Annotated in this window: 19 protein-coding genes; 13 read left to right on the top strand and 6 right to left on the bottom strand. The window is 59.3% G+C overall.

Annotation, left to right across the window (positions count from 1 at the left end; translation table 11 throughout):
* The 4 genes from rlmA to ACNKU7_RS07200 all read right to left on the bottom strand — a co-directional run bounded on the left by rlmA (position 1) and on the right by ACNKU7_RS07200 (position 6,102).
* Positions 1–813, bottom strand: a complete 813-nt coding sequence (gene rlmA / locus ACNKU7_RS07185; RefSeq protein ID WP_418296292.1) for a 23S rRNA (guanine(745)-N(1))-methyltransferase — start codon at positions 811–813, stop codon at positions 1–3.
* On the bottom strand, positions 810–2,438 hold the full coding sequence (locus ACNKU7_RS07190) for a GMC family oxidoreductase (RefSeq protein ID WP_418296293.1): 1,629 nt from the start codon (positions 2,436–2,438) through the stop codon (positions 810–812). Before ACNKU7_RS07190 ends, rlmA begins: the two co-directional genes overlap by 4 nt.
* A 269-nt stretch (positions 2,439–2,707) precedes the next feature.
* A complete protein-coding gene (locus ACNKU7_RS07195; RefSeq protein ID WP_418296294.1) occupies positions 2,708–5,434 on the bottom strand; it encodes a family 20 glycosylhydrolase in 2,727 nt (908 codons plus the stop codon).
* A 272-nt stretch (positions 5,435–5,706) separates the two neighbouring features.
* Entirely contained in the window at positions 5,707–6,102 is a 396-nt protein-coding gene (locus ACNKU7_RS07200; RefSeq protein WP_418296295.1) for a hypothetical protein, read from the bottom strand.
* Here ACNKU7_RS07200 and ACNKU7_RS07205 point away from each other — a divergent pair.
* Both ACNKU7_RS07205 and ACNKU7_RS07210 read left to right on the top strand, forming a co-directional pair.
* A complete protein-coding gene (locus ACNKU7_RS07205) occupies positions 6,091–6,405 on the top strand; it encodes a hypothetical protein (protein WP_418296296.1) in 315 nt (104 codons plus the stop codon). The genes ACNKU7_RS07200 and ACNKU7_RS07205 overlap by 12 nt on opposite strands.
* Before the next feature lie 86 nt (positions 6,406–6,491).
* Positions 6,492–6,989, top strand: a complete 498-nt coding sequence (locus ACNKU7_RS07210) for an RDD family protein (protein ID WP_418296297.1) — start codon at positions 6,492–6,494, stop codon at positions 6,987–6,989.
* Positions 6,990–7,026: 37 nt separating this feature from the next.
* On the opposite strand, the gene lptG is transcribed toward ACNKU7_RS07210, so the two are convergent.
* Both lptG and lptF read right to left on the bottom strand, forming a co-directional pair.
* A complete protein-coding gene (gene lptG, locus ACNKU7_RS07215; protein WP_418296298.1) occupies positions 7,027–8,088 on the bottom strand; it encodes an LPS export ABC transporter permease LptG in 1,062 nt (353 codons plus the stop codon).
* Positions 8,075–9,223 carry an LPS export ABC transporter permease LptF gene (lptF, locus tag ACNKU7_RS07220; RefSeq protein ID WP_418296299.1) on the bottom strand — a complete coding sequence of 383 codons (1,149 nt, stop codon included), beginning with the start codon at positions 9,221–9,223 and terminating at the stop codon, positions 8,075–8,077. The genes lptG and lptF overlap by 14 nt, the downstream gene beginning before the upstream one ends.
* A gap of 377 nt (positions 9,224–9,600) precedes the next feature.
* On the opposite strand from lptF, the gene ACNKU7_RS07225 reads away from it, so the two are divergent.
* The 11 genes from ACNKU7_RS07225 (at position 9,601) to nuoH (ending at position 24,678) form a co-directional block, all read left to right on the top strand.
* On the top strand, positions 9,601–11,070 hold the full coding sequence (locus ACNKU7_RS07225) for a leucyl aminopeptidase (RefSeq protein WP_418296300.1): 1,470 nt from the start codon (positions 9,601–9,603) through the stop codon (positions 11,068–11,070).
* A 157-nt stretch (positions 11,071–11,227) separates the two neighbouring features.
* A complete protein-coding gene (locus ACNKU7_RS07230) occupies positions 11,228–11,653 on the top strand; it encodes a DNA polymerase III subunit chi (protein ID WP_418296301.1) in 426 nt (141 codons plus the stop codon).
* A 22-nt stretch (positions 11,654–11,675) separates the two neighbouring features.
* Positions 11,676–12,524 carry a hypothetical protein gene (locus tag ACNKU7_RS07235; RefSeq protein ID WP_418296302.1) on the top strand — a complete coding sequence of 283 codons (849 nt, stop codon included), beginning with the start codon at positions 11,676–11,678 and terminating at the stop codon, positions 12,522–12,524.
* Between the two features lie 164 nt (positions 12,525–12,688).
* Positions 12,689–15,460, top strand: a complete 2,772-nt coding sequence (locus tag ACNKU7_RS07240; RefSeq protein WP_418296303.1) for a valine--tRNA ligase — start codon at positions 12,689–12,691, stop codon at positions 15,458–15,460.
* 542 nt (positions 15,461–16,002) lie between these two features.
* Positions 16,003–16,398: an NADH-quinone oxidoreductase subunit A gene (locus ACNKU7_RS07245; RefSeq protein ID WP_418296304.1), complete on the top strand. Its 396-nt coding sequence runs from the start codon at positions 16,003–16,005 to the stop codon at positions 16,396–16,398.
* 45 nt (positions 16,399–16,443) lie between these two features.
* A complete protein-coding gene (locus ACNKU7_RS07250; RefSeq protein ID WP_418296305.1) occupies positions 16,444–17,136 on the top strand; it encodes a NuoB/complex I 20 kDa subunit family protein in 693 nt (230 codons plus the stop codon).
* Positions 17,137–17,142: 6 nt separating this feature from the next.
* A complete protein-coding gene (gene nuoC / locus ACNKU7_RS07255) occupies positions 17,143–18,969 on the top strand; it encodes an NADH-quinone oxidoreductase subunit C/D (RefSeq protein WP_418296306.1) in 1,827 nt (608 codons plus the stop codon).
* Positions 18,970–18,973: 4 nt separating this feature from the next.
* Positions 18,974–19,483 carry an NADH-quinone oxidoreductase subunit NuoE gene (gene nuoE / locus ACNKU7_RS07260; protein WP_418296307.1) on the top strand — a complete coding sequence of 170 codons (510 nt, stop codon included), beginning with the start codon at positions 18,974–18,976 and terminating at the stop codon, positions 19,481–19,483.
* Positions 19,473–20,795 (top strand): NADH-quinone oxidoreductase subunit NuoF, encoded by a 1,323-nt coding sequence (gene nuoF / locus ACNKU7_RS07265; protein ID WP_418296308.1) that lies wholly within the window; start codon positions 19,473–19,475, stop codon positions 20,793–20,795. The genes nuoE and nuoF overlap by 11 nt, the downstream gene beginning before the upstream one ends.
* Positions 20,796–20,890: 95 nt before the next feature.
* Positions 20,891–23,713, top strand: a complete 2,823-nt coding sequence (nuoG, locus tag ACNKU7_RS07270) for an NADH-quinone oxidoreductase subunit NuoG (RefSeq protein ID WP_418296309.1) — start codon at positions 20,891–20,893, stop codon at positions 23,711–23,713.
* Complete coding sequence (gene nuoH / locus ACNKU7_RS07275; RefSeq protein WP_418296310.1) at positions 23,713–24,678, top strand: NADH-quinone oxidoreductase subunit NuoH; 966 nt, start codon at positions 23,713–23,715, stop codon at positions 24,676–24,678. The genes nuoG and nuoH overlap by 1 nt, the downstream gene beginning before the upstream one ends.
* Positions 24,679–24,686: the final 8 nt, after the last annotated feature.

Here is a 24,686-nt window from a genome sequence, read left to right on the forward strand (position 1 = left end):
TTATTTCCCGATCAGTTTGCGCAGCAGGAAGTCCGCTTCCAGCTGCAATTGTTCCTGTTGCTCCAGCTTCGCGCGCGCTTCGCTGTCGCCCTTCCAGGCGAAAGGGGTCATCGACAGGAAGTCCGCGATAACTTCGCGGCCTTTCAGGTTCAGGGTGAAAGCACAGCGCATTTCCGCCGCCAGCTCAAACCCCTCCAGCACTGCCGGTGCCTGATGTGCTCGCGGTTCTCGATACAGCGCCCGCTTCAGGCTCCAGAGATGTTCCGGGCCCGGCGACACATCCAGCAACACGCCATCGGGTTCCAGTACCCGATGCAACTCCGATGCCGGGCCCGGTGCGAAGACTCTCAATATACCGCTGACGCTGCTGTCTGCCAGGGGAATATCAAAACTACTCGCCACGGCAAATTGCGCGCGGGGCTGTCGTTTTGCCGCCAGGCGCACACCGGCCTTGGCGATGTCCACGCCGGCAATCCTGTCTTCCGGCCAGCCCGACGCTGCCAGTGCGCGGCTGTAGTAACCTTCGCCACAGCCAATATCGAGCAAGTGGCGGTCTCGCTGCTGCACATCCCCGGCACCGAGCATCGCGCATATCGCCTCCGCCAACGGCTGGTAATGGCCGCTGTCCAGAAAGCGCCGTCGCGCCTGCAGCATTTCGCCAGAGTCTCCCGGCTCGCGGCTGCGCTTTTTCTGCACCGGCAGCAGGTTCACATACCCCTCCCGGGCGCGGTCAAATGTGTGTCCGCTGGCGCAACGCCAGGCGTCCTGCTGTGGCTCGAGGGGCTGTTTACAATTGGGGCAATGCCAGGTCATGCGTCTTCAGGTACTTCGCGGCGCTGTTTTACCGGGGATTTATTCAGGATCATTTCCGCGGCTTTTTCCGCGATGGCAATAACTGGTGCGTTGGTATTGCCGCTGATGAGGGTGGGCATTATGGAGGCATCCACTACCCGGAGTCCATCGACGCCGCGAACCCGCAACTCGTTGTCCACCACGGCCAGATCGTCGTTCCCCATCTTGCAGGTACCCACCGGGTGATAAATGGTTTCCGCGTGCTGGCGAATGAAGGCTTCTATATCCGCACGCTTGCTCAAGGCCCCTTCGGGGCGCCACCAGCGCTTCTGATAGCGCTGCAGATCGGGCTGTCCAAGAATTTCCCGCGCCATTTCAAAACCCTCCACCATGACCTGAAGATCTTCCGGCGCACTGAGATAGTTCGGCTGGATCAGGGGCAGTGCTCGCGGATCCCGCGAAGCCAGTTCGATCGACCCACGGCTTTGCGGGCGCAGTGCACAGGCATGCAGGGAATATCCATAGCCCTCCGGTTTCTGCAGCCCGTGGTTGAACAGTGGCGCTGATGTCAGGTGAAATTGGATATCCGGATTGCCGGCAGCCAGGCTGGAGCTGGCAAAGCCGCCGGCTTCCGTGCCATTGCTCGTCAGCTTGCCGCGGTTCAACAGCCAGTAGTCCACGATCTTGAGTGCCGAACCTAGCAGCGCCCATGGCGCATTGTTGAAGCTGATGGCCTGATTGGCCTCGATGACCTGGGTGATATCCAGGTGATCCTGCAAATTCTGCCCAACACCGGGCAGATGTGCCTGGGGCACTATGCCAAGTTTTTTCAGCGGCGCTTCCGGACCAATCCCCGACAGCAGCAATAACTGCGGTGACTGGATCGCGCCCGCACACAGAATCACCTCTTTGTTGGCGATGATTTTTTTCCCGTTGACCAGCTCCACCGCGCACACCCGACTGCCTTTGAATTTAAGCGCGGCCACCTGAGCGCGGGTAAAGATGGAGAGGTTTGGCCGGTTTTTTACCGGGTAGACATACGCCGTCGCCGCCGAACAGCGGCGCCCGTGTTTCTGGGTCACCTGGTAAAAGCCAACGCCGTTCTGCTGGTGACCATTGAAATCATTATTCAGGCGATGCCCCGCCGCCTGTGCAGCGCGTACAAATGCATGGCTGGCCTCGGAAGCCCACTTCAGATCGGATACGGCCAGTGGCCCGAAGCCACTGTGGTATGCATCACTGCCCCGCTGGTTGCCTTCTGAGAGCAGGAAATATGGCAGCATGCCATCCCACCCCCAACCGGGATTACCCGCCGCTTCCCAGCTGTCGTAGTCCGAAGGATTACCCCGGACATAGATCATCGCATTGATGGCGCTGCTGCCGCCGAGAACCCGGCCACGCGGCCAGAACAACTTGCGCCCGTTCAGGTGTTGCTGGGGCTCGGTGTAGTGATGAAGGTTGAAGCGCTTGCCCGGCACCAGGTAGCTGATACCGGCTGGCAACTGCAGCAGCAGATTGTGATCGGAGGGCCCCGCTTCCAGCAGGCAGACGCGATTTTGCTCATCGGCACTCAGGCGATTGGCCAGCACACAGCCAGCTGAACCCGCGCCCACAATCACATAGTCGTACACCAATTTTCGCGCCATGGTTCTTTCTCGGATCTTATTCTTGAGTCAAAACTGACCTGTGCCACGAAAGCTGTCAATCGAAATGGCAATGCCGCAATTGTAGACCTGCCACCGGCTAGCCCGGACACCAGGCAGAGGCTCTTGGCGTGAAGCTCAACCGTGAAACGTAAAGTTTCGGAGAATGAGAAGAAGAGAAAAGAGAAGAGATATCGCAACCCGCTACCTGCGGCGGGCTGGGCAACCGGTATCACGGGACTGTGATACCGGTTGCCACGCTACGCAAGCGATCAGCGGGCGCTGACGCTCTCAGTGGGCTTCAGTGAAACTGCGCGGCCGGCGCGCTCACCATCGGCGCTGCGCGCGCGCAAAGCAACCGCGGACGCAGGGGCAGTACCCTCTTTCACCGCATGCCAGCGTTCGCCATCGAAGTACTCAAGCGAAAGCCCCGGGTAAGGCATTGCTGTCTGTAGCTGGTCGCCACTGACCACCGCGCCCGGCACCGGTATACGATACCCCACACCGGAACGATCCAGCTTGAGCAGCTCTTTCTGGCCGAGGGCAGCCGAGAACGCCTGCCAGTTGGCAGCCAGCGCCTGCTTGTCCACATAGCTGGTTTCTGCAGAGAAGGTCTGCCCTTCCTGAATCGGCAGTTCCCAGCTGGCCTGATGCCATGCACGCTCGGCCAGTGCCAGTACACGCGGGAACATCTGGTATTCAACTACGGCGTCCGTGCGTACAACTTCGCTCCACAGCTGCCCCTGGATCCCGCGCACGCTATCGGCGAATGAGGCATCAGGAGAGGTTGCGGAATACCAGTTGCCGTCGCGATCCGGATAAACTTCCGCGAGCTGCGCAGTATTCAGCGGTGCGAAGCTGAAGGTCTTGCGCACGTCGATGTAACGGGAAGCCCAGTAGTAACCCGGCTCTTTCGGGTCCACTTCCTGGGGCATGTCGAAATAGAGATAGTCGGAGTTGGACTGCACCACATCAAACCCGGTTTCGGCGAAGTGGACACTCTCGTTGCCGCCGCCCCACATCAGCGGCCCCCAGGAATTCACGTAGTTGTTCTCGGTTGCCAGCTCCTCACCGGCGTCAGCAATACGCTTCACGCCGTCATTCCAGGCACCCATGGTGGGTATGCCAGCATCGGCGACCAGTTTGCTCACCCGCTTGGCGTAGAGCTCACCCAGCTCATCTAGGGACTTCACCTCACCGCTGGCAATCAGGTTCTTGCACTGGGGCGAATTGCTCCAGGGTTTCTGGCGCTGCTCAGCGGTAACGTCGCCCTTCTCTGGGTTGGAGCCAGGGCCGACTTCAAACGAGTCTGCGGCGAGAATGTTGACCGCCTCATCACCGCCAAAGTGCCAGCTCTGCAGCGGCTGCCCGGCCTCTTTATGCATCGCCTGGACTTCGCCGATCAGCTTGCCCACGAAGTTGTAGGTGGAATCAATGCAAGGGTTGATATAGCTGTCATTGTAGAACTGCACTGACAGGTACTGCGTGCCGTCTTCCGGGTCGATCAGGCGGTATTTGGCGGCCTGCTCGGGAGACTCATCTTTCAGGTTGTTATAGCGGGCTTCCATCGCCACCACGGCAGATCGCGCGTGGGCGGGCATATCGAACTCCGGAATCACCTCGATCTGGCGCTCGGCTGCGTAGCGCACAATCTCGACATAGTCGTCGCGGCTGAAAAAGCCGCTGCCGTTGTTATCCGAATTCGGGCCAGAACCCAGCTGCGGCAACAGGCAGCGTTTTTCTTCCAGGTCGAAACAGCGCTTGCCGCCGATTTCGGTCAGCTCCGGCAACCCGGGGATTTCCAGGCGCCAGCCTTCGTCGTCAGACAGGTGGAAGTGGAAGCGGTTAAGCTTGTACGCCGCCATCTGGTCGAGCAACTTGAGTACGACTTCCTTGCTGTGGAAGTTGCGGCCGGTGTCCAGGAACAGCCCCCGGTGCGGGAAGCGGGGAGCATCTTCCACCAGTGCCTGCGGCAGGCTGCGGCTGTTCAGATCGACCAGAGCCAACAGCGACTGCACGCCATAAAAAGCGCCGGCTTCTTCCGCCGCGCGGACTTCAGCGCCGTCCGCCGTCACTGTGAGGGTGTAAGCGCCAGCCGGTTTACCCGCGAAAGACTTGGCATCCAGCGCCACCACCACCGGGAAATCACCGGCGCCCGCAGAGGCCAGTCCCAGCTGGGAAAGGCGGTGATTAATAGCGTTCAGGCTGCCTTCGGCGATATCGCCGCTGATCGCGATTCCGCCCTCGAGGATAACTGGCTCGGCTGTGGGCAACTGCACGGACACTGGCTGAGGAATGATACGTGCGCGCCACTCGGCATCGCTGGTGACGGCGATGTCGTCACCGCTATAACGCTCAAAGCGGCTGGCGGCAGTTGCCAGGGTATTGAGGTCTGACGCAGTGCGCTTCCAGTTGTTCGGATCATTCTTGTTGATCGGCAACACCAGACCGTCGAGATCGTCGGTGTCGGTGGCGGCAATCACGTGCGCCTCACCTTCGGCGTCGACAACGAACAGGCGCGGCTGGAAGTCAGATTCGAACTGGTACCAGTTCTCTGCGAGGAAATCGAGCTCGAGGGTCTCCCCGGCGGCTATCCCCTGAAATTTTTCGGTAGGAATCAGCCGGTGCAGGTCGCCGTTGACCCGCTCCAGGGTAAACGCATCGCTGTTCAGGAGCGCAAAAGTACGGCGCACACTGTGGAAGTAAAGTGTCCAGTCGCGCTCTTCCGCCGCAACCGCCGGCCCTTGGTTAATCAGACTGATACGGTATGTCGAGCAGATGGCACCACTACCCCCAGCAGTTTTGCACTGGGCGCGCAGTTCAGCGTCTACCCCCTGAAAATTGGTCAGCACTTCCTGGGTAACTGCAAAGTGTTGGGCGATGCGCTCGGGTGCCGTTAGAGCAGCCGTTTCAGGTTGTTCGGTTTCGCTGGTCGGTTTGCCGCAAGACGCTATGACCGCAGAAAGCGCCAGGCTGGCAAACAGGGGGAGCCTATTCATGGTGTTTCTCTGGTTATGGAATCGTTATCTGAGTAGAGCTGGCTAGCGGGCGTCGCACCGACCGCCACACTAAACAACCACCATATCCTAAAAGACAGCGCTGTCAACCATTGTCGTAAGTCCCGCCCCGCGCGCAGGCGGCAATCCGGGCAGAGTCGTTGAGATGTACGCCAAGCTAAGGTCGACAACCGCTGACCTGTAGACATTTTTGTCATAATAACCAGTCAGTCACGCCCCCAACAAAATAATAAAACAATGGCGCCAGCCTCTCCTCAGTGCACCAGAATTGAGCCAGACTGAACGAGCCCAGTTGTGGCGGGGGCTGAAGAAGATGTGACTGATGCACAAGGAAAGTTCACAACCGAAATTGGATTAATTGCGAAATTTGTGAGATACATCAGTTCATAAAGGGTGAGCCATAATAAATTCAGCAGTCGTTCATTCACTGCCTGTACCACAGACAACACCCGGGGTGGATCATGGAAACGTGCAGTAATAGGTTTCTCTCCTGGAAGCAGCTTCCCGCTCTGCTTTGCTTTTGCATATTGCCACTTTCCACCCCAACCCTTGCCGATGACAACCTGTTTATCCCCGACTCCCACAGCGCCCTCAATCTCCAGGCTGACAACGCCTTTTTCATCGATAGCGCCTTCGGTATGGATAACCATGCCCTGATCGAGTCAGCGGAAAACCTGCGCAACAACTCCATGGGGATGGTACACCGTCGCCTGAACCACCAGTGGCTTGAATTTTATACACACCCTGATGAAGCGCAGACGGCCACTGGCGGTCGCGCCGTGAATGAAATTCTGCGCATGGGTTTCAGAACCTATATGGAGCAGCACAAGCGAAACAAACGCTACACCCTGCTCCGCTATACACAGGGGCACGGTAAGCTGAACAGCGCGCTGGATTACGACGTCCGCCTGACAGACGACAAGTTCAAGATCTCATTCGAGTATGAATTTTAACCAATCGATATTTTCCTGAAGCGGATTCATCCCCCTATTCCGGTCTTTTGCTAGAATCTCCGCCACTTTTTCCGGCGGAGATTCTCGTGCCCAAGCCAGTAAACACCCCGACTGAATTCAAACACTTACCTGTCGCCGGTCCCGCCCGCCGCCTGATGGCATTGCTGTACGATGCCCTGATCGTGGGCGGACTGTGGATGGTCTATGGGTTCCTGGCGCTGATGATCGCGTCTACCGTTGGCGGTCTCAACTGTAATCCCGAGGCACTGGACTACACCCCCTGTGTCGGCGGCCCACTCTACCGACTGGGATTACTGGCAGTGACTGGAGGTTATTTGTTCTGGTCCTGGCGGGTCGCAGGACAGACGGTCGGCATGCGCGCATGGCGGCTGATGGTGGCAAATAACAATGGTGTGCAGCTGAGCTGGCGGCAGTGCGTGGTTCGCGCCCTGGTCGCAAGCGCTTCACTGGCCTGTGTCGGGCTGGGCTTTATCTGGGGCTATTTCCGCAAGGATGGCGCCACCTGGCAGGATCTCGCCTCCGACAGCGAAGTCCGCATTTTACCGAAGCAGAAAAAGTCCTGAGCCCCCGCTGTATGGATTGAAAGGACGTAACGGGCGCTTAACGCGCCCGCTTCAACAGCAGCCAGCCCAGCAGGAAGCTCGCTACAATCGGCACGATTACCGCGATAAAAGGCGGAAACCCGAATACCACCGATGACGGCCCCAGCATATCCTGCACGGTCTGGAACACTATCCCTACGATCACCCCCATAAATACCCGCAGGCCAGTGGTAACTTCCCGCAGAGGGCCGAAGATGAACGAAATCGCCATCATCACCAGGCCGGCAATGGTCAGCGGTTGCAGAACCTTTTTCCAGAACGCCAGCCAGTAGCGCCCGGATTCCTCCCCTTTGCGATCCAGGAACTTGCCGTAGGACCACAGGTTACGCGGCGAAAGATCGGACGGCAGCGGTACCACCAAGGCGAACAGATCGGGGGAGATATCAGAGTCCCATACACTGCGCGCCTCTTCACTGCTGTCCGCGCGCTCGGGGGTCAGCGTCGTCTGGCGGCTGTTCTGCAGTTCCCAGTGACCACCGGTAAAGTGCCCGCGCTCAGAGAACACCACCCGCTCAAGTTGGTGGTTTTCATCAAAGCGATAGCGCGTGATGCCAAACAAGGTGCCGCCGGGAAGTGCCGCATTGAAGTGGACGAACTCGCCGCCGTCCTGCAACCAGAGCCCCTGCTCCAGCCCGACGGCCTCCAGTTCGCCCTTGGCAATCGCCTTGCGGCTATTGGCCTCCTGGTTTGTCATCGGTATTACCAGCTCTGCCAGCATCAAACCCAGCACAATCAGAACCAGCACCGGCTTCATCACCGCCCAGGCAATACGGCCGATCGAAATACCGGCTGCCCGCATCACGGTAAGCTCACTGGTGCTCGCCAGTGTGCCGAGCCCCACCATACAGCCGACCAGCGCCGAAAAGCCGAGCTGACTATAGATACGTTCTGGCAATGTCCACAGGACGTACTCCAGCATATTCGCAAACTGGTAACCGCCTTCCAGCTCGCCCAGCTGATCGACGATTGCGGAAATCACATCGAGTCCCAGAATCACCATCAGTACAGCGAGGATGGAAAGCATCACCGTACGGGCGATATATCCATCAAGCCGCGACATCTCTACCTCCCCGGCTACCATTTTTTCCCTGTCCTGGAGCGCGTTTGCGCGGTTTGCGCCAGTTGCGCCCGCCAAGGAGTAACAGGCCCAACAGCAGGAATGGTGGATGCACAAGCCAGATGGCCCAGGCCTGTTCGATTTTGCCGTCTTCGATCGCGCCGCGAACGCCCTGTAATGAAACCAGATAAATGATGTACAGCAGCACCGCCGGGATCATCTTGGCATAGCGGCCCTGGCGGGGATTGGTTCTGCTCAGCGGCACCGCAAGGATGGCCACCACCAGCACCAGTACCGGCAAGCTGAAGCGCCAATGCAGGTTCACACGCTCCCGCAGGTTGTCACTTTTCCACAGTTCTGCGGTAGACATAGACTCGATGCGCTCACTGGCCTTGGAGCGCACCTTGGGCGCCTCGAGCAGTACTTCATAGCTGGAAAACGCCATCTGACGGTAATCCCGCTGGCCGGGAACTCCCTCATAACGATAGCCGTCGCGCAGCACCAGATAACGCAGGCCGGTTTCCGGATCGATTTCCTGCACACCCTCACTGGCCACGGTGACAATCTGGTGGTCTGTTTCGGTATCACCACGGGAGGATCCCAACTCAGCCAGAAAGACGTTGTACATGGTCGAGCGATCACTGCTCAATCCCTCGGCGTAATACACCGCTCGGTTGCCCTCTGTACCGACAAATTTCTTCGGTACCAGATGATCGAATTCATTGCGGGTCTTGTCGGCGGTCAACACATGAGAAAAGCGCTGCAAGCCCGTGGGCGTCAGGTACAGGCTCATCGCAGCCACAAACAGCGCCACCAGCAACGCAGGCACCATGGTGTAGCGCAGCAGCTGGCGTTCGCTGAAACCACAGGCGTGCAATACGGTCATTTCACTTTCGATGTACAGGCGACCATAAGCCAACAGGATCCCCACGAAAAAGCCAAGAGGAATCACCAGGGAGAGAAACTCTGGAAGTCGATAGCCCATTAGGGAGAACAGGATGCTCGCGGAAAGATCACCTGCGGCAGCTTCGGCCAGGTACTTCACAAAGCGGCCACTCATGACCATCAAAAGCAACACCGAGCTCACGGCAAGTGTCGCCCCGAGCAATTCGCGACAGAGGTAGCGGAAAATAATCACGTAACGACCAGCTTCCCTGAAAGCTTTGAAATCAACAGCGAGTGGAGTTGGCGACCTCGAAACAGAAGTCCGAATGGACATTAGGACACCGCGACCAAGCAAACCGATCCGTATCGGGTTAAACTTGTGCGGCGCATTATCACCAAAAAGGTTCGCTGTGTCTCGGTTTGACGGGCTTCAATATGAAGACACACATGCAATGACCGCGCGCAGGGCCTTTGCCGGATGTCCATCCCGGAAGTAGCGATACCCGCAATACCACGAACAAATCACGGGGAGTTTGGCCGCTATTCGCCGGCCTTGCCAGTGAAGTCGCGCATCTTCACGCATACAGACAACCTCCCTATTACGCCACGAGAACCAAGGAAACGTACAACATGCAGTTCACCGCCAAGGTCACCGACATCAGCAAGCAGCGCACCGCTTGCGCCATCCTTGCCGTCGACGCCAAGAACAAGCTCACTGACAGCGGCAACGCCATCGACAAAGCGAGCAACGGCGCTCTCAGCAAGCTGTTGAAGCGCGGTGACCTCGGCAGCGCCACTGCAAGCACCCTGCTGATCCCCATGCTGGAAGGCAGTGTAGAACGCGTACTCCTGGTGCGGGCATCCAAAAATAGCGTGAACCAGGCCGAGTTCCGCAAACTGGCAAGTGCCAGTGCCAAAGCGGTCACAGGCTTTAAAGAGGCCACCAGCTACCTCACCGAACTGAGTGTGATCGAGGCCGACACCGACTGGCAGGCGCAGCAGCTTACCCTCAATGCGGGCCTGGCCAGCTACAAGTTCACCCGCTGCCTCAGCGATGCCAAGCCCAACCCGCTGGAAAAGTTCACCGTCCACGTTGCCGATAAAAAGCTGCTGAACACGGCACAGAAAGGCGTTGAGCTGGGCAATGCCCAGGCCCTCGGCAGTAACATCGCCCGCGAGCTGGGCAACCTGCCCGGCAATATCTGTACCCCCAGCTACCTGGCATCCGAAGCCAAGGCGCTGGCTAAAAAACACGCAAAACTGACCACCACCGTGCTCGACAACAAAAAGATGGAAAGCATGGGCATGGGCGCGTTTATGAGTGTGGCCAAGGGCAGCGACGAGCCCGCCGCCCTGATCGCCATGAATTACAAGGGCGGCAAGACCGGTGACAAGCCCATCGTGCTGGTGGGCAAAGGCATCACGTTCGACACCGGTGGCATCAGCCTCAAGCCCGGCATGGCGATGGATGAAATGAAATTCGACATGTGCGGCGCTGCCAGTGTCTTCGGCGTGATGCACGCGCTGGTAGAAATGCAGGCACCGGTGAACGTGGTCTGTATCGTCGCCGCGGCAGAGAACATGCCCAGCGGGCGCGCCAGTAAGCCGGGAGACATCGTCACCTCTATGGCGGGTAAGACCATCGAGATCCTCAACACCGACGCCGAAGGCCGCCTGGTGTTGTGCGACGCGCTTACCTACGCCGGCAAGTTCAAGCCCAGCGTTGTGATTGACGTAGCCACCCTCACCGGCGCCTGCGTGATTGCACTGGGCAACCACGCCACTGGCCTCTACGCCAACCAGGACAAGCTCGCCCAGGATCTGCTCGCCGCTGGCGAGACTACCGGTGACCGCGCCTGGCAGATGCCGTTGTGGGATGAATACCACACCGCACTGAAATCCAACTTCGCTGACCTGCAGAATATCGGCGGCCGCGAAGCCGGCTCCGTTACTGCGGCGTGCTTCCTGTCCCAGTTCGCCACCGAGTACAACTGGGCGCACCTGGATATCGCTGGCAGTGCCTGGAATTCCGGTGCAGCCAAGGGCGCAACCGGCCGTCCGGTACCTTTGCTGCTGCAGTACATCTTGAACAAAAAGTAAATTCAGCTAAAAACGAAGCCCAGAATTACGGGCTAAGGTCCTGATGCCGGTAACGGTCGCAGGACCTTCTAAAACATCCCTGTTTTAGAAGGTCTCGCAAAGCTGTACCCGGTATCGGCACCTTCGCACCAAATTTCAGCGCTCCTTTGCAATTAATATGACCCGAATAGATTTCTACGTCCTCCCGTCCGAAAACCCGGGAGAAATCGACCTCTTCGCCTGCCGCCTCGCAGAAAAGGCATTCCGCAGCGGATTGCGGGTTCTTATCGCCGTGGACGACAGCGAACGGGCACAAAAACTGGACGAACTGCTGTGGACCTTTCGGGAAGACAGCTTCCTGCCCCACGCACTGCAGAACGCCGACCAGCAGGCAGCGATCGAGATCAACAGCGGCGAAGATCCCGGCATGCACCACGGCCTGTTGATCAATCTCTGTGCAGACATTCCCGCCTGGTTCAGTCGCTTCGACCGCCTCGCGGAGATCGTCTGCCAACACCCGGAGTCTCTCGCGCTCTCAAGAACGCGTTATAGCCACTTCCGTGACAGGGGATATCCGTTACAATCCCATAAAATCCCTAACTGACAGCGAACCTGAATCCGCTTCCATGTCCGGTCGAAAAAAGAACAGAAAGCACCAGCGCGGCCAGCACCCGAGTGAACTGCTCAATGAGCTCAGCTCCCTGAGGGAGCTGCTCGGCAGTGATCAGGAAGCCGACATCCCTCTGCTCGACCAGGTTGCCGAACCGAGCCCCATCAGTCCCCCGCCGAAACCGCGCCCGACTTTCCAGCGCCCACTGGAAGAGGCCGACCTGCCGATACTGTTCAGCCCGATTGATGAAGAGCCAGTTGACGATTTTTCGCTCGAACTGAGCGATGCCGACCGCGAATTGCTGCGCCCGCTGCAAACCCTGCCGCGCGGAAGTGCGCTTGCGGTTGCGGGCGCAACCCAACCAGAACCAGTGAAGGCAGAAACCCGCCCGGTAGATGCCAACCAAGAACCTGCGGAAGAAAACGTGGAGCCAAGATCAGCGAAGCCGACCAGCCGGGAAGAGTTCCAGCCGGGCCTGTTTGATGCCCCGAAGAAAACCGAGAGCCACCCTGTGGAACCCAAGACAGTGGAAACAGAGCCAGAAAAGCCAGCGCCTGCCGTTATTGCGACCGGTGAAAACCCGTTCCTGCCTCCGCACATTCGCGCGCGCCTGACCGGCGGCAGGGTTCCCCGCTCTGAAGAACAGGTAAATCCGACGCCCGCCCCTCAAGAAGTGCAGCCAGAGCTGCCTGAACAACAACTCCAGGCGCCACAGGCATCGGCCGCGCCAGCATCCACCACCAGGGTGAGCAACCGCGAACGGCTGATTGAACAGTTAGTCGCAGAACAACTACACGAACTCGAACGCCAGTTGCGGGCCAACATCACCGCCATGGTGGACGAGATATACCCCGAAAAACCTTGAGGCGCCTGGCCCCACTGCTCGCAGCCAGTCACTGATCGCGGCCTTTTGCCAGCACTCTCCCGACGGTATAATTCCGCCCCTTTTACGTATTCATCGCCTCCCGGCAGCCGCAACAAGCGGGTTCCGGGAGGCCAAGCCAGACAAAGCAAGGCACTCCCCCGCGCATGGACAAGACATACCAGCCCAACGCCATCGAACAGCAGTGGTACAAAACCTGGGAAGAAAACGGCTACTTCAAGCCGTCCGGTGATACCGCCGCCGACCCCTACTGCATCATGATCCCGCCGCCGAACGTCACCGGCAGCCTGCACATGGGCCACGGATTCCAGGAATCCATCATGGATGCCCTGATCCGTTACCACCGCATGAAGGGCGACAACACCCTGTGGCAAGTGGGTACCGACCACGCCGGTATCGCCACCCAGATGGTGGTGGAGCGTTTACTGGCGGCAGAAGGCAAGTCCCGTCACGAGCTGGGCCGCGACAAGTTCATCGAAAAAGTGTGGGAGTGGAAGGAAGAGTCCGGCGGTAATATCACCCGCCAGCTGCGTCGCCTCGGCGCCAGCCCGGACTGGTCCCGCGAGCGCTTCACCATGGACGACGGTTTCTACAAGGCGGTGCAGGAAGTCTTCATCCGCCTGTACGAGGACGACCTGATCTACCGCGGCAAGCGCCTGGTGAACTGGGACCCGAAACTGCACACCGCGATTTCCGACCTGGAAGTACTGAACGAGGAAGAACAGGGTCATCTGTGGCACTTCCGCTACCCGCTGTCTGACGGCTCCGGCCACCTCGTGGTTGCCACCACCCGCCCGGAAACCATGCTCGGCGACACCGCCGTGGCCGTGCACCCGGAAGACGAGCGCTACAAGCACCTGATCGGCAAGACCATCAAGCTGCCGCTGGCGGATCGTGAAATCCCGATTATCGGCGACGACTACGTTGACCGCGAGTTCGGTACCGGCTGTGTGAAGATCACCCCGGCGCACGACTTCAACGACTACGAAATGGGCCAGCGCCACAACCTCGAGATGATCAACATCCTCGACGCCGACGCCAACCTGAACGACAACGTGCCGGAAAAATACCGCGGCATGGAGCGCTTCGCTGCGCGCCAGCAGATCGTCGACGACCTCGACGCGATCGGCTGCCTGGAAAAAATCGAACCGCACACCTTGAAAGTACCCCGCGGTGACCGCTCCGGCGTCGTCATCGAGCCGTGGCTCACCGACCAGTGGTACGTGAAAACCCAGCCGCTGGCGGAAGAAGCCATCAAGGTAGTGGAAGACGGCCGCGTCGAATTCGTGCCGAAAAACTACGAGAACATGTACTTCTCCTGGATGCGTGACATCCAGGACTGGTGTATCTCCCGCCAGCTGTGGTGGGGCCACCGCATCCCGGCATGGTATGACAACGACGGCAAGGTCTACGTCGGCCGCTCTGAAGAAGAAGTCCGCAAGAAGCACAACCTGGGCGATATCGAACTGCGCCAGGACGACGACGTGCTCGACACCTGGTTCTCCTCCGGCCTGTGGACCTTCGGCACCCTCGGCTGGCCGGAAGAAACCCCGGAGCTGGCGGCGTTCCACCCGACCAGCGTGCTGGTCACCGGTTTCGACATCATCTTCTTCTGGGTCGCGCGCATGATGATGCTGACCCTGTACTTCAAGAAGGAAGTACCGTTCCACACCGTGTATGTACACGGTCTGGTGCGCGACAGCCACGGCCAGAAAATGTCCAAGTCCAAGGGCAACGTGCTCGACCCCATCGACCTGATCGACGGTATCGACCTCGAGAGCCTGGTGGCCAAGCGCACCTCCGGCATGATGGTGCCGCACCTGCGTGAAAAGATCGAAAAGCAGACCCGCAAGGAGTTCCCGGAGGGCCTCGCCGCCTACGGTACCGATGCCCTGCGCTACACCTACTACTCGCTGGCCTCCACCGGCCGCGACATCAAGTTCGATGTGGGCCGTATCGAAGGCTTCCGCAATTTCTGTAACAAGATCTGGAACGCGTCCCGCTACGTGCTGCAGAACTGTGAAGGCCACGACTGCGGCCAGGATGGCAGTGAAGACTTCGAACTGTCCATTGCCGATCGCTGGATCATTTCCCAGCTGCAGCGCACCGAAATTGCAGTGAAGGAAGCCATCGACAGCTACCGTTTCGACCTGGCCTCCCAGGCGCTGTATGACTTTGTCTGGAGTGAGTACTGCAGCTGGTACCTGGAGCTGTCGAAGCCGGTACTGTGGGACGACAACGCGTCTGCCGCGATCAAGAAAGGCACCCGCCGCACCCTGATCCGCGTGCTGGAAACCACACTGCGCCTGGCGCACCCGCTGATGCCGTTTATCACTGAGGAAATCTGGCAGCGCGTGAAGGACCTCGCCGGTCAGTCCGGCGACACCATCATGCTGCAGAAGTATCCGGTGGCGAACGAGCACCGTATCGACGAGAACGCGGAAGCGGCGATTGCCTGGCTGAAGGGCGTGATCGAGGGTGTGCGTAACATTCGCGGTGAGATGAATATTTCCCCGGCGATCAATATTCCCCTGATCCTCCGCGGCGGTTCCGAGCGCGATGAAGATTTGCTGGAACAGACCCGCACACTGCTTACCAAGCTTGCAAAGCTCGAATCGATCAATTCACTGCCAGCCGGTGCCGAAGCGCCCGCCTCTTCTACCGCGCTGGTAGGCGAGCTGGAACTGCTGGTGCCGATGGCTGGCCTGATTGACGTGGAAGCGGAATCTGCGCGCGTCCTGAAGGAGCTGGACAAGCTCGACAAGGAACTCGCGCGCATCGCTGGCAAACTGCAGAATCCGAACTTTGTCGACAAGGCGCCGGAAGAAGTGGTTGCGAAGGAGAAGGCCCGACAGGCTGAGATGGAAAGTGCTCGGGCTCGCTTTGCTGAGCAGTTGGAGTCTCTTAAGAACCTTTGATGCCTTTTGCTGACCCCGGAGGGAGGTGCTCTGTTTTTACCTCCCGTGGCGGCAAAGCACCGGGGATCGGTTTTCAGAACCGCCGTGAATACGTCCCTGTAGGCTGCGTCGGCGCCGTCCATGGCGCCGACGCTTCTGAAAACCGATCCCCGGCACTTTACCTTCGCATCAAATCCTCAGCTTCGTAAGCCGAAAAAGGCGCCCAGTGATGGGCGCCTTTTTTGTTTTAGGGATCGTTAAAAAGTTCATCCCAAAATTCGAGATCAACATTCACCCCACTTTCTTACGAAGCACAACACTTCGAGCTGAAGGGAAAGTGCCGGGGATCCGTTTTTGAAAGCGTCGGCGCCATGGACGGCGCCGACGCAGCGTACAAGGATGTATTGAAGGGGGGCGCCTAGCCCGGTTCTGAAAACCTATACCCGGTGCTTTACCGCCAAGGATCCAGCTAAAGAAGGAAATCAACGAACTGTCGTGCCTCAGCCAAACTACACTAGGGAGATCAAAACAAACTCAAATTAACTCAGATGCCTCTACAAAGCGTGTCAAATTACTGGCCACTTCTGGTTTACGCCCTCGCGATTTTTGCACTGATCGCCCTGATGCTCGGCCTGTCTCACACGCTCGGCCAAAAGCGTCGCGATCCCGCCACCCACGAACCCTATGAATCCGGGATAGTCCCGGTTGGCGACGCCCATCTGCGCATCTCCGTCGGCTACTACCTCGTCGCCATTATGTTCGTCATATTCGACCTCGAAGCCGTGTATTTATTTGCCTGGGCCATATCTGTGCGCGAGGCCGGTTTGCCGGGTTTCATTGAGGCGTCTATTTTCATAGGGATTCTGCTCGTTGGGCTGATTTACGTATGGCGCCTTGGCGCCCTGGACTGGGGGCCGAACACAGCCACAGTCAAAACCGATAACAGCAATAACCGCTAGAAGACTTCCCGCGTCAACGCGCGGGATATTCGGCAAGGACGCACCATGCGCTGGCAACTGACGCGCGCCGGACAGCCACCCGCACACGACAACCTGATTGCCGCCGACAGCACGCAAAGCGACAGTGACGCCTTCTCCGAAGAAGTGCGCAGGAATGTGTTGCTCACCAAACTGGAAGATCTCGCCGCCTGGGGGCGTGCCAATTCCCTGTGGCCGTTCAACTTCGGCCTGTCGTGCTGCTATGTGGAAATGGCCACGGCGTTTACCAGCCGCCACGACCTCGCCCGCTTTGGCTCGGAAGTGATTCGGGCCACACCGCGACAGGCGGACCTGATCGTAATTTCCGGTACCGTGTTTATCAAAATGGCGCCGGTAATCCAGCGCCTGTACGAACAGATGGTGGAGCCGCGCTGGGTGATCTCCATGGGCTCCTGCGCCAACTCCGGCGGAATGTACGATATATACAGTGTGGTGCAGGGGGTGGATCGCTTCCTGCCAGTAGATGTGTATGTGCCAGGCTGCCCGCCGCGCCCGGAAGCACTGATGCAGGGGCTGACACTGTTGCAAAAATCGGTCGCCAGTGAACGCCGCGCACTCAGCTGGCTGGTGGACGACAAGGGTGTGCAGGAGATGCCGCGCAAACCGCCGGTCAACAGGCTCGGTAAACCCAGCCAAAAAGATGTGCATCGTGAAGCGCGTATGGCTGCGAAAATGCTGCGTTCGCCGGACAGCGTGTAATTCCCCATGGAAAGCGTGATTGCCCGCAGTGAATTCCCGCCCAGTGCCTATGCGTCCGCCGCTGCGGACTTTCTTCAGGACGCGGCCCGCGAAGGTCGCGGGCACCCGGAGTTTCACTACTGGCTGCAGCCAGATATTGCCGACCTGCCTACCCCCTTCCCTACCCTGTGGACCGGCACCGCCCAGCTGCTGCCACTGCTGCGGTGGCTGAAAAGCGGTATTTCCCGGCCTTTCGGCATGCTGTACGACCTGAGTGCCATCGACGAGCGCCAGCGGCAGCATCGCGGAGACGGTGCGGCCGAACAGCCGGCCAGTGACTTTACCCTGGTGTATCACCTGCTCTCGCTGGAGCGGGATCTGTTTATCGTTGTCAAAGTCGCGCTGGACATGCAGCGGCTGTCGGCGCCCTCCATCACGCCGGTATGGCCCTCGGCCAACTGGTACGAGCGCGAAGTCTGGGATCTGTTCGGGATCGATTTTGCCGGCCATCCGCACCTGACACGCATCCTGATGCCACACACCTGGCAGGGGCATCCGCTGCGCAAGGAGCATCACGCCCGCGCCACCGAAGTGGACCCATTCACCCTGTCGCCACACAAACAGAATGTAGAACAGGAAGCACTGCGCTTTCACCCGGAAGACTGGGGCATGTGCCGCGCCAGCGGCACCTCGGAATACATGTTCCTGAATCTCGGGCCCAACCACCCCAGCGTGCACGGCGTGTTTCGCGTGGTGCTGCAGCTCGATGGTGAGCGCATCGTCGATGCGGTGCCCGATATCGGCTACCACCACCGCGGCGCCGAAAAGATGGCGGAGCGCCAGGCCTGGCACAGCTACCTGCCGTACACGGATCGGGTGGATTACCTGGGCGGGGTGATGAACAACCTGCCCTACGTGCTGGCGCTTGAGCTGCTGGCGGGCATTCCCGTACCGGCGCGCGCCCAGGTGATCCGCGTCATGCTGTGCGAGCTGTTCCGCATCGCCAGCCACCTGGTGTTTTATGGGACTTTTGCCCAGGACGTCGGCCAGATGTCGCCGGTGTTCTACATGTTCGAGGATCGGGAAAAGCTGTTCGGCATCGTCGAGGCCATCACCGGTGGTCGCATGCATCCCGCCTGGTTCCGCATCGGCGGCGTGGCACAGGACCTGCCCCAGGGCTGGGACACGCTCATAAAACGGTTCCTCGACTATCTACCGGCACGCCTGCGCGAATACGACGGCATGGTGCTGAAAAACCGCATCCTGCAAAAGCGCACCCGCGGTATCGGCGCCTACGACACCAGAACGGCCATTGAGTGGGGCGTCAGCGGCCCGGGGCTGCGGGCCACCGGGCTCGAGTGGGATCTGCGCAAAAGGCGCCCCTATAGTGGCTACGAACAATTCGATTTCGAAATACCGGTATTCGACGGCGGCGACAGCTACGACCGCTGCCGGCTGCGGGTAGAGGAAATCCGGCAGAGCCTGCGGATCATCCGCCAGTGCGTGGACAACATGCCCGCAGGTCACTACAAGTCCGACCACCCTCTCACCACGCCGCCGCGCAAGGCGCGCACCATGGAGGATATCGAGACCCTGATCCAGCATTTCCTGAACAACAGCTGGGGCCCGGTGATGCCACCGGGTGAAACCTGCGTGCCCATTGAGGCCACCAAGGGACTGAACAGCTACCAGATCATCAGTGATGGCAGCACCAACGCCTACCGAAACCGCATTCGCACGCCATCATTCCCACACCTGCAGATGATTCCCAAACTGTGCCGGGGGCTGTTTGTACCGGACCTGATCGCCATCATTGCCAGTATCGACTTCGTGATGGCCGACGTGGACCGCTAGACCGATGCCAGAGCAAATCCAGATCCTGCAACTGAGCGCGGAGGAAATCGCTGAGATCGAACGCGAAGCCACCGCCTACCCCACCCGCCAGGCACTCGGGCTGGAGGCTCTGCGCATTGTGCAGGCGCACCGCGGCTGGGTATCCGATGGCGCACTGCAGGCGCTCGCCGATTACCTGAAAACGCCCATTGCGGAACTCGAAAGCCTCGCCACCTATTACCAGCTGATTTTTCGCCAACCGGTGGGGCGCGCGGTCATGCTCCTGTGCAACAGCGCCTCCTGCTGGGTGATGGGCTGCAGTCGCGTGCAACGGCACATTGAACGGCAACTCAAAATCCGCCCCGGGGAAACGTCCGCCGACGGCGTGTTCACGCTGCTGCAAACCCCTTGCCTGGGCCACTGCGACAAGGCACCGGTGATGCTGGTGGGCACGGAAATGTACCAGCAACTGGACACAGAAAAAGTTGATGAGCTGATCGCGACATGTCGGGAGTGCTACCACAGTGAAGATTGATTCCGGCCTGCGCACACCACTGACGAAAAACATCCGCCCGGAAATTTCCGACGCAGTCTCCCTCCACGACTACCGGCACAGCGGGGGTTACCAGGGGTTGCAAAAAGCGCTCGCCATGCCGCCGCGTGCAATAGCAAAACTGGTTGAGAGTGCAGGGCTGCGCGGGCGCGGCGGTGCCGGATTCAATACCGGGCTCAAGTGGAGCTTTGTGCCCCCAGAGGAGGATTATCCCGGGCAGCGCTACCTGGTGTGTAACGCCGACGAGATGGAACCCGCAACCTTCAAGGATCGCTACCTGATGGAACGGGATCCACATCTGTTGCTGGAGGGCATGGCCATTGCCGCGCGCGCGATCGGCGCAACCCAGGCGTATATCTTTCTGCGCGGGGAATATCATCTCGCCGCAGAACGGCTACGTGCAGCGATCGCACAAGCGGAATCCGCGTCCCTGTTTGACCGCGCCATCGCAGGCAGTGGATCCGGATTAAAGATCCACCTGCACCGCAGCGCCGGCAACTATATTTGCGGCGAGGAAACCGCGTTGCTGAACGCACTGGAAGGCAAGCGCGCCATCCCCAGGGCCAAGCCTCCTTTCCCGCAGGTCAGCGGGCTCTGGGGATGCCCCACGGTGGTCAATAACGTGGAGACCCTGTGTAACCTGCCCCATTTGTTATTGCTCGGCGAGCAATGGTACCGGTCACTGGGGCGCAGCAAGGACGCGGGCAGCAAGCTCTTCGGGGTCAGCGGGCGGGTAAAAGCACCCGGGCTGTGGGAGCTGCCGATGGGTACAGCGATACGCGAAATCATCGAACAGCACGGCGGCGGCATGCTGCCTGGCTATCAGCTAAAGGGATTTTTGCCCGGTGGTGGCTCCACGGATTTTCTGGGCCCACAGCATATGGATCTCGCCATGGACTACGATGTGATAGGCGAGGCAGGCAGTCGTATGGGTACCGGCACCATTCTCGTCCTGGATGATAAAACCTGCCCGGTGGGACTGGTGCTGAATTTACAGCGCTTTTTTGCCCGCGAATCCTGCGGCTGGTGCACCCCCTGCCGCGATGGCCTGCCCTGGGTGGTGGATATCCTCGAGCGCATCGAGCGGGGCCGCGGCAAACAAAAGGACCTGGATCTGCTGCGGGAACTGGCACAGCGCATGGGCCCAGGGAAAACCTTCTGCGCCCTCGCGCCCGGCGCCGCAGAGCCCCTGCAAAGCAGCCTGGCGCTGTTTGCAGCGGATTATGTCGCACATATCGAAGAGGGTGCCTGCCCTTATGCGCGGAGTGCCGCGCACAGGGCGGAAGTACTCTGAGTCCCCGGACAGCGGTCGCCGACACGGCCGCAATCCGTGGATAGCGGATAAACACAGACAACAGGACACCGGCAAGGAATGCCGGTATTCACGTCATGGCAACAATAACAATAGATGGTCGACTCTACGAAGTGGACACGGGGCAAAACCTGCTCAGTGCCTGCCTGAGCCTGAAGAAAAACCTGCCCTATTTCTGCTGGCACCCGGCAATGGGTTCCGTCGGTGCCTGCCGGCAGTGCGCCGTGGTGCAGTTCAAAGATAAAGATGACCACCGCGGCAGACTGGTGATGGCCTGCATGACACCGGTAAAGGATGGCGATCGCTATTCCATAGAGGCACCCGACGCGCGCGCGTTTCGCGCGGGCATCATCGAAAACCTGATGACAAACCACCCCCATGATTGCCCGGTCTGTGAAGAGGGTGGGGAGTGCCACCTGCAGGATATGACCCTGATGACGGCACACACCCAACGCAGATTTGAGGGGCGGAAACGCACGCACACAAACCAGTATCTCGGCCCATTTATCAATCACGAGATGAACCGCTGCATCACCTGTTATCGCTGTGTGCGTTTTTACCGGGATTACGCGGGAGGAACGGATCTGCACGCCTTTGGGCGAAACCACCAGATCTATTTCGGCCGGCAGGAGAATGGACAATTGAAGAATGGATTCAGCGGCAACCTTACAGAAGTATGCCCCACCGGCGTATTTACCGACAAAACCTTCAGCCGGCATTTCGTGCGCAAATGGGATCTGCAAACCGCGCCCTCGGTCTGTGAGCACTGCGGTGTGGGCTGCAATACCGCGCCGGGCGCCCGCGACGACGGCAAAGGCGATCCGCGAAAATTGCGTCGGGTAGTGAATCTCTACCATCGCGATATCAACGGCTATTTTCTCTGTGACCGCGGGCGTTTCGGTTACGAGTATGCCAACAGTCCACAGCGCCTATACCAAACGCTGTGCGCGACCAGCGAAGCGCTGATCTGTACCACGGGCAACAGCGCAGAAAAAATCCACCAGCCACTGCTGCCGGGCGATGCCGTCGCCCTGTGCGCAGACATGGTGCAGGAAGCACTGCATGGCAAGCGCAGGCTAATCGGCGTTGGCTCGCCCCGCACATCACTGGAAAACAATTTTGCCCTGCAGGTATTGGTCGGCCACGAAAATTTCTTTGCCGGCGTCAGTGCCCGGGAAATGACCCTGCTCAAGCTCAGCGATGAGATCCTCAGCGACCCGCGACTGTACAGCCCCACCACGCCGGAGATTGAGCGCGCAGATGCGGTGATCATTCTCGGCGAAGACATCAGCAACACTGCACCGCGGATTGCCCTCGCTGTACGCCAGTCCGCAAGACAATCGCAACGGCAGCGTGCGGATGCACTGGATATCCCCTTGTGGCAAGACACCTCGGTGCGGGAACTGGATTCATTACCTACACCCATATTTATCGCCGCGGTCGAGCAAACAGACCTCGACGATATTGCCTCCGATCTACTACGCACCACACCACAGGAAATTACCGGCTTCGCCAGTCGACTCACTGCCTGTTTGCAGAACTCGCAGGATGCGGCTGCAGGCGACGAGAGTACTGAAGCAGCCATTGCCCAAACGTTAAGCACGGCCAGGAATCCGCTTATCATCTGTGGATCCGGCCTGCTCTCGCCGGAGCTCCTCGTAGCCGCAGCCGGTCTGGCCCAGGCGGTTGCCAACCAGCGTGCGGAAAAACGCTGTGCGATTTACCTGGCCAGCCCCGAGGCGAACAGCCTCGGGCTGGCGCAGATCTGTCCTGCCAGCCAAAACCTGGATACGTTGCCGCAACGGCTTCACACGGACAATCTGCCCACGACCCTGATTGCGCTGGAAACAGATTTTTACCGGAAATTACCCAGCTCCACCGTCGACGAGCTGCTGGCTTCGGTACAGCTGGTGCACCTGGATGTATTGAATAATGCCACCGCGCGCCGCGCTGACCTGATATTTCCCGCTGCGGCGACGCCGGAATCGGAGGGCACCCTGGTCAATAGCGCGGGCCTGGCCCAACGCCACTACTGTGTGTACGAGGGCAGTGGTTATATTCAGGAAAGCTGGCGCTGGCTGGCCAACGTAGCAGCGGCATGTGCGGCCCGCGCCGGCGGTGCGGAAAAAATACCGCAATTCTCGGAGATCGCCGGCTGGGCCCATGTCACCCAGATCAGCGCTGCACTGGCGAAAGCCTATGGGACACTGGCACCACTGGCAGAACTGGGCCCCGACTGGAACACATTATTCGATGGTGAACGGGTAGCCCGCCAGCCACACCGTTACAGTGGTCGCACGGCGCTCTACGCGGAAACGGCCGTTGCCGAACAGCCACCCCCACAGGATGTCGATGCGCCGATGAACTTCTCGATGGAGGGCATTCCCTTCGCCGGCCGCAATCCGTTGCAAACCCATAACTGGGCTCCCGGCTGGAATTCCAATCAGGCTGTACACAAATTTCTCACGCAAACCAACGGCGAGTTAGCGGGAGGCAGCAGCGGCCTGCTGCTGCAACGTGAAGCGGTCGAATTTACCCGCCCAGATGGCGTGAACAATCAGGAGGAAGTCCAACCGGAAACAGAAACCCTGTTGCCTGTCCCACTCTATCGTCTGTTCGGATCCGGCGAACTCAGCAACAGTGCCGAGGCCATTACCACCGTACTCGGCGACCCCGTCGCACAATTTCATACGGATGATTCCCGGCGCCTGCAGCTGCGCGCCGGTGATCGTATCGGGATTCGCGGTGCAGAAGGAGGATACCGGGTCGATATTTCCGACACCGCGGCCCCTGGATGTATCGGCTTTATCGCGGGCCACACCGGACTCTTCCCGCAAAAACGGCTGCAACCGCAAGCGATAGAGCACATTGCCACAGACAGTGTCGGGGACTCGGGATAATGACTGAGGCCAGTACTGAAACCATCAATGTGTGGCTGAACATCTTTGGGATCCTGATCAGCGTGGTCGTCGCGGCGGCCGGCCTCACCTGGGTCGAGCGGCGCCTGCTCGGATTCTGGCAGGACAGGCCCGGCCCCAATCGCGTTGGTCCATTTGGAGTGCTACAGGTCGTGGCGGACATGGTGAAGCTGTTTTTCAAGGAAGATTTCATTCCACGCTTCGCCGATATCCCGGTGTTCGTACTGGCGCCGATCATCGTTATGGCGACCATGCTGCTCGGGTTTGCGGTTATTCCTTTCGCGCCCACGATCGGCATCATCGACCTGAATATCGGGCTGCTGTTTTTTTTCGCCATGAGCTCCATGGCCGTGTACAGCGTGGTGCTTGGCAGCTATGCCTCGAACAACAAATACGCCCTGCTCGGCGGGCTGAGGGCCGCCGCGCAGACCGTCAGTTATGAAGTATTTATGGGAATCAGCCTGATGGGCGTGGTGATGCTGGCGGGCAGTTTTGATCTCCGCAGTATCGTCCTCGCGCAACGGGAAGGCTGGTTCGTTCTGCCGCAGTTTGCCGGATTTGTCATTTTCCTTGTGGCGGGCATCGCGGAAAGCCACCGCCTGCCATTCGATCTCCCGGAGGCCGAGCACGAACTCACCGCCGGCTATCACACCGAATATTCCGGGATGAAGTTCGGTATGTTTTTTGTCGGCGAATACCTCTCCATCCTGCTGATTTCTGCCCTGGTGACGACACTTTTCCTGGGAGGCTGGCTCGGCCCCTGGTTGCCGCCGGTCCTGTGGTTTGCACTCAAGACTGCGCTGCTGGTCGGCCTGTTCATATTGCTGCGCGCGGCATTGCCGCGCCCGCGCTACGACCAGCTGATGGCCTTCGGCTGGAAGGTCATGCTGCCGCTGGCACTGCTGAACCTGTTGATTACCGGGGGAGTTCTGTTGTGGCGAGCCTGATGACACAT

It is taken from the genome of Microbulbifer weihaiensis (assembly GCF_048323715.1).
GTDB lineage: Bacteria > Pseudomonadota > Gammaproteobacteria > Pseudomonadales > Cellvibrionaceae > Microbulbifer.

Excerpts from the sequence above, each read along its gene's own strand:
- rlmA (WP_418296292.1), bottom strand. The coding sequence starts at position 813 with ATGACCTGGCATTGCCCCAATTGTAAACAGCCCCTCGAGCCACAGCAG.
- ACNKU7_RS07190 (WP_418296293.1), bottom strand. The coding sequence starts at position 2,438 with ATGGCGCGAAAATTGGTGTACGACTATGTGATTGTGGGCGCGGGTTCA.
- ACNKU7_RS07195 (WP_418296294.1), bottom strand. The coding sequence starts at position 5,434 with ATGAATAGGCTCCCCCTGTTTGCCAGCCTGGCGCTTTCTGCGGTCATA.
- ACNKU7_RS07205 (WP_418296296.1), top strand. The coding sequence starts at position 6,091 with ATGGATAACCATGCCCTGATCGAGTCAGCGGAAAACCTGCGCAACAAC.
- ACNKU7_RS07200 (WP_418296295.1), bottom strand. The coding sequence starts at position 6,102 with ATGGTTATCCATACCGAAGGCGCTATCGATGAAAAAGGCGTTGTCAGC.
- lptG (WP_418296298.1), bottom strand. The coding sequence starts at position 8,088 with ATGTCGCGGCTTGATGGATATATCGCCCGTACGGTGATGCTTTCCATC.
- ACNKU7_RS07225 (WP_418296300.1), top strand. The coding sequence starts at position 9,601 with ATGCAGTTCACCGCCAAGGTCACCGACATCAGCAAGCAGCGCACCGCT.
- ACNKU7_RS07230 (WP_418296301.1), top strand. The coding sequence starts at position 11,228 with ATGACCCGAATAGATTTCTACGTCCTCCCGTCCGAAAACCCGGGAGAA.
- ACNKU7_RS07235 (WP_418296302.1), top strand. The coding sequence starts at position 11,676 with ATGTCCGGTCGAAAAAAGAACAGAAAGCACCAGCGCGGCCAGCACCCG.
- ACNKU7_RS07240 (WP_418296303.1), top strand. The coding sequence starts at position 12,689 with ATGGACAAGACATACCAGCCCAACGCCATCGAACAGCAGTGGTACAAA.
- ACNKU7_RS07250 (WP_418296305.1), top strand. The coding sequence starts at position 16,444 with ATGCGCTGGCAACTGACGCGCGCCGGACAGCCACCCGCACACGACAAC.
- nuoC (WP_418296306.1), top strand. The coding sequence starts at position 17,143 with ATGGAAAGCGTGATTGCCCGCAGTGAATTCCCGCCCAGTGCCTATGCG.
- nuoE (WP_418296307.1), top strand. The coding sequence starts at position 18,974 with ATGCCAGAGCAAATCCAGATCCTGCAACTGAGCGCGGAGGAAATCGCT.
- nuoG (WP_418296309.1), top strand. The coding sequence starts at position 20,891 with ATGGCAACAATAACAATAGATGGTCGACTCTACGAAGTGGACACGGGG.
- nuoH (WP_418296310.1), top strand. The coding sequence starts at position 23,713 with ATGACTGAGGCCAGTACTGAAACCATCAATGTGTGGCTGAACATCTTT.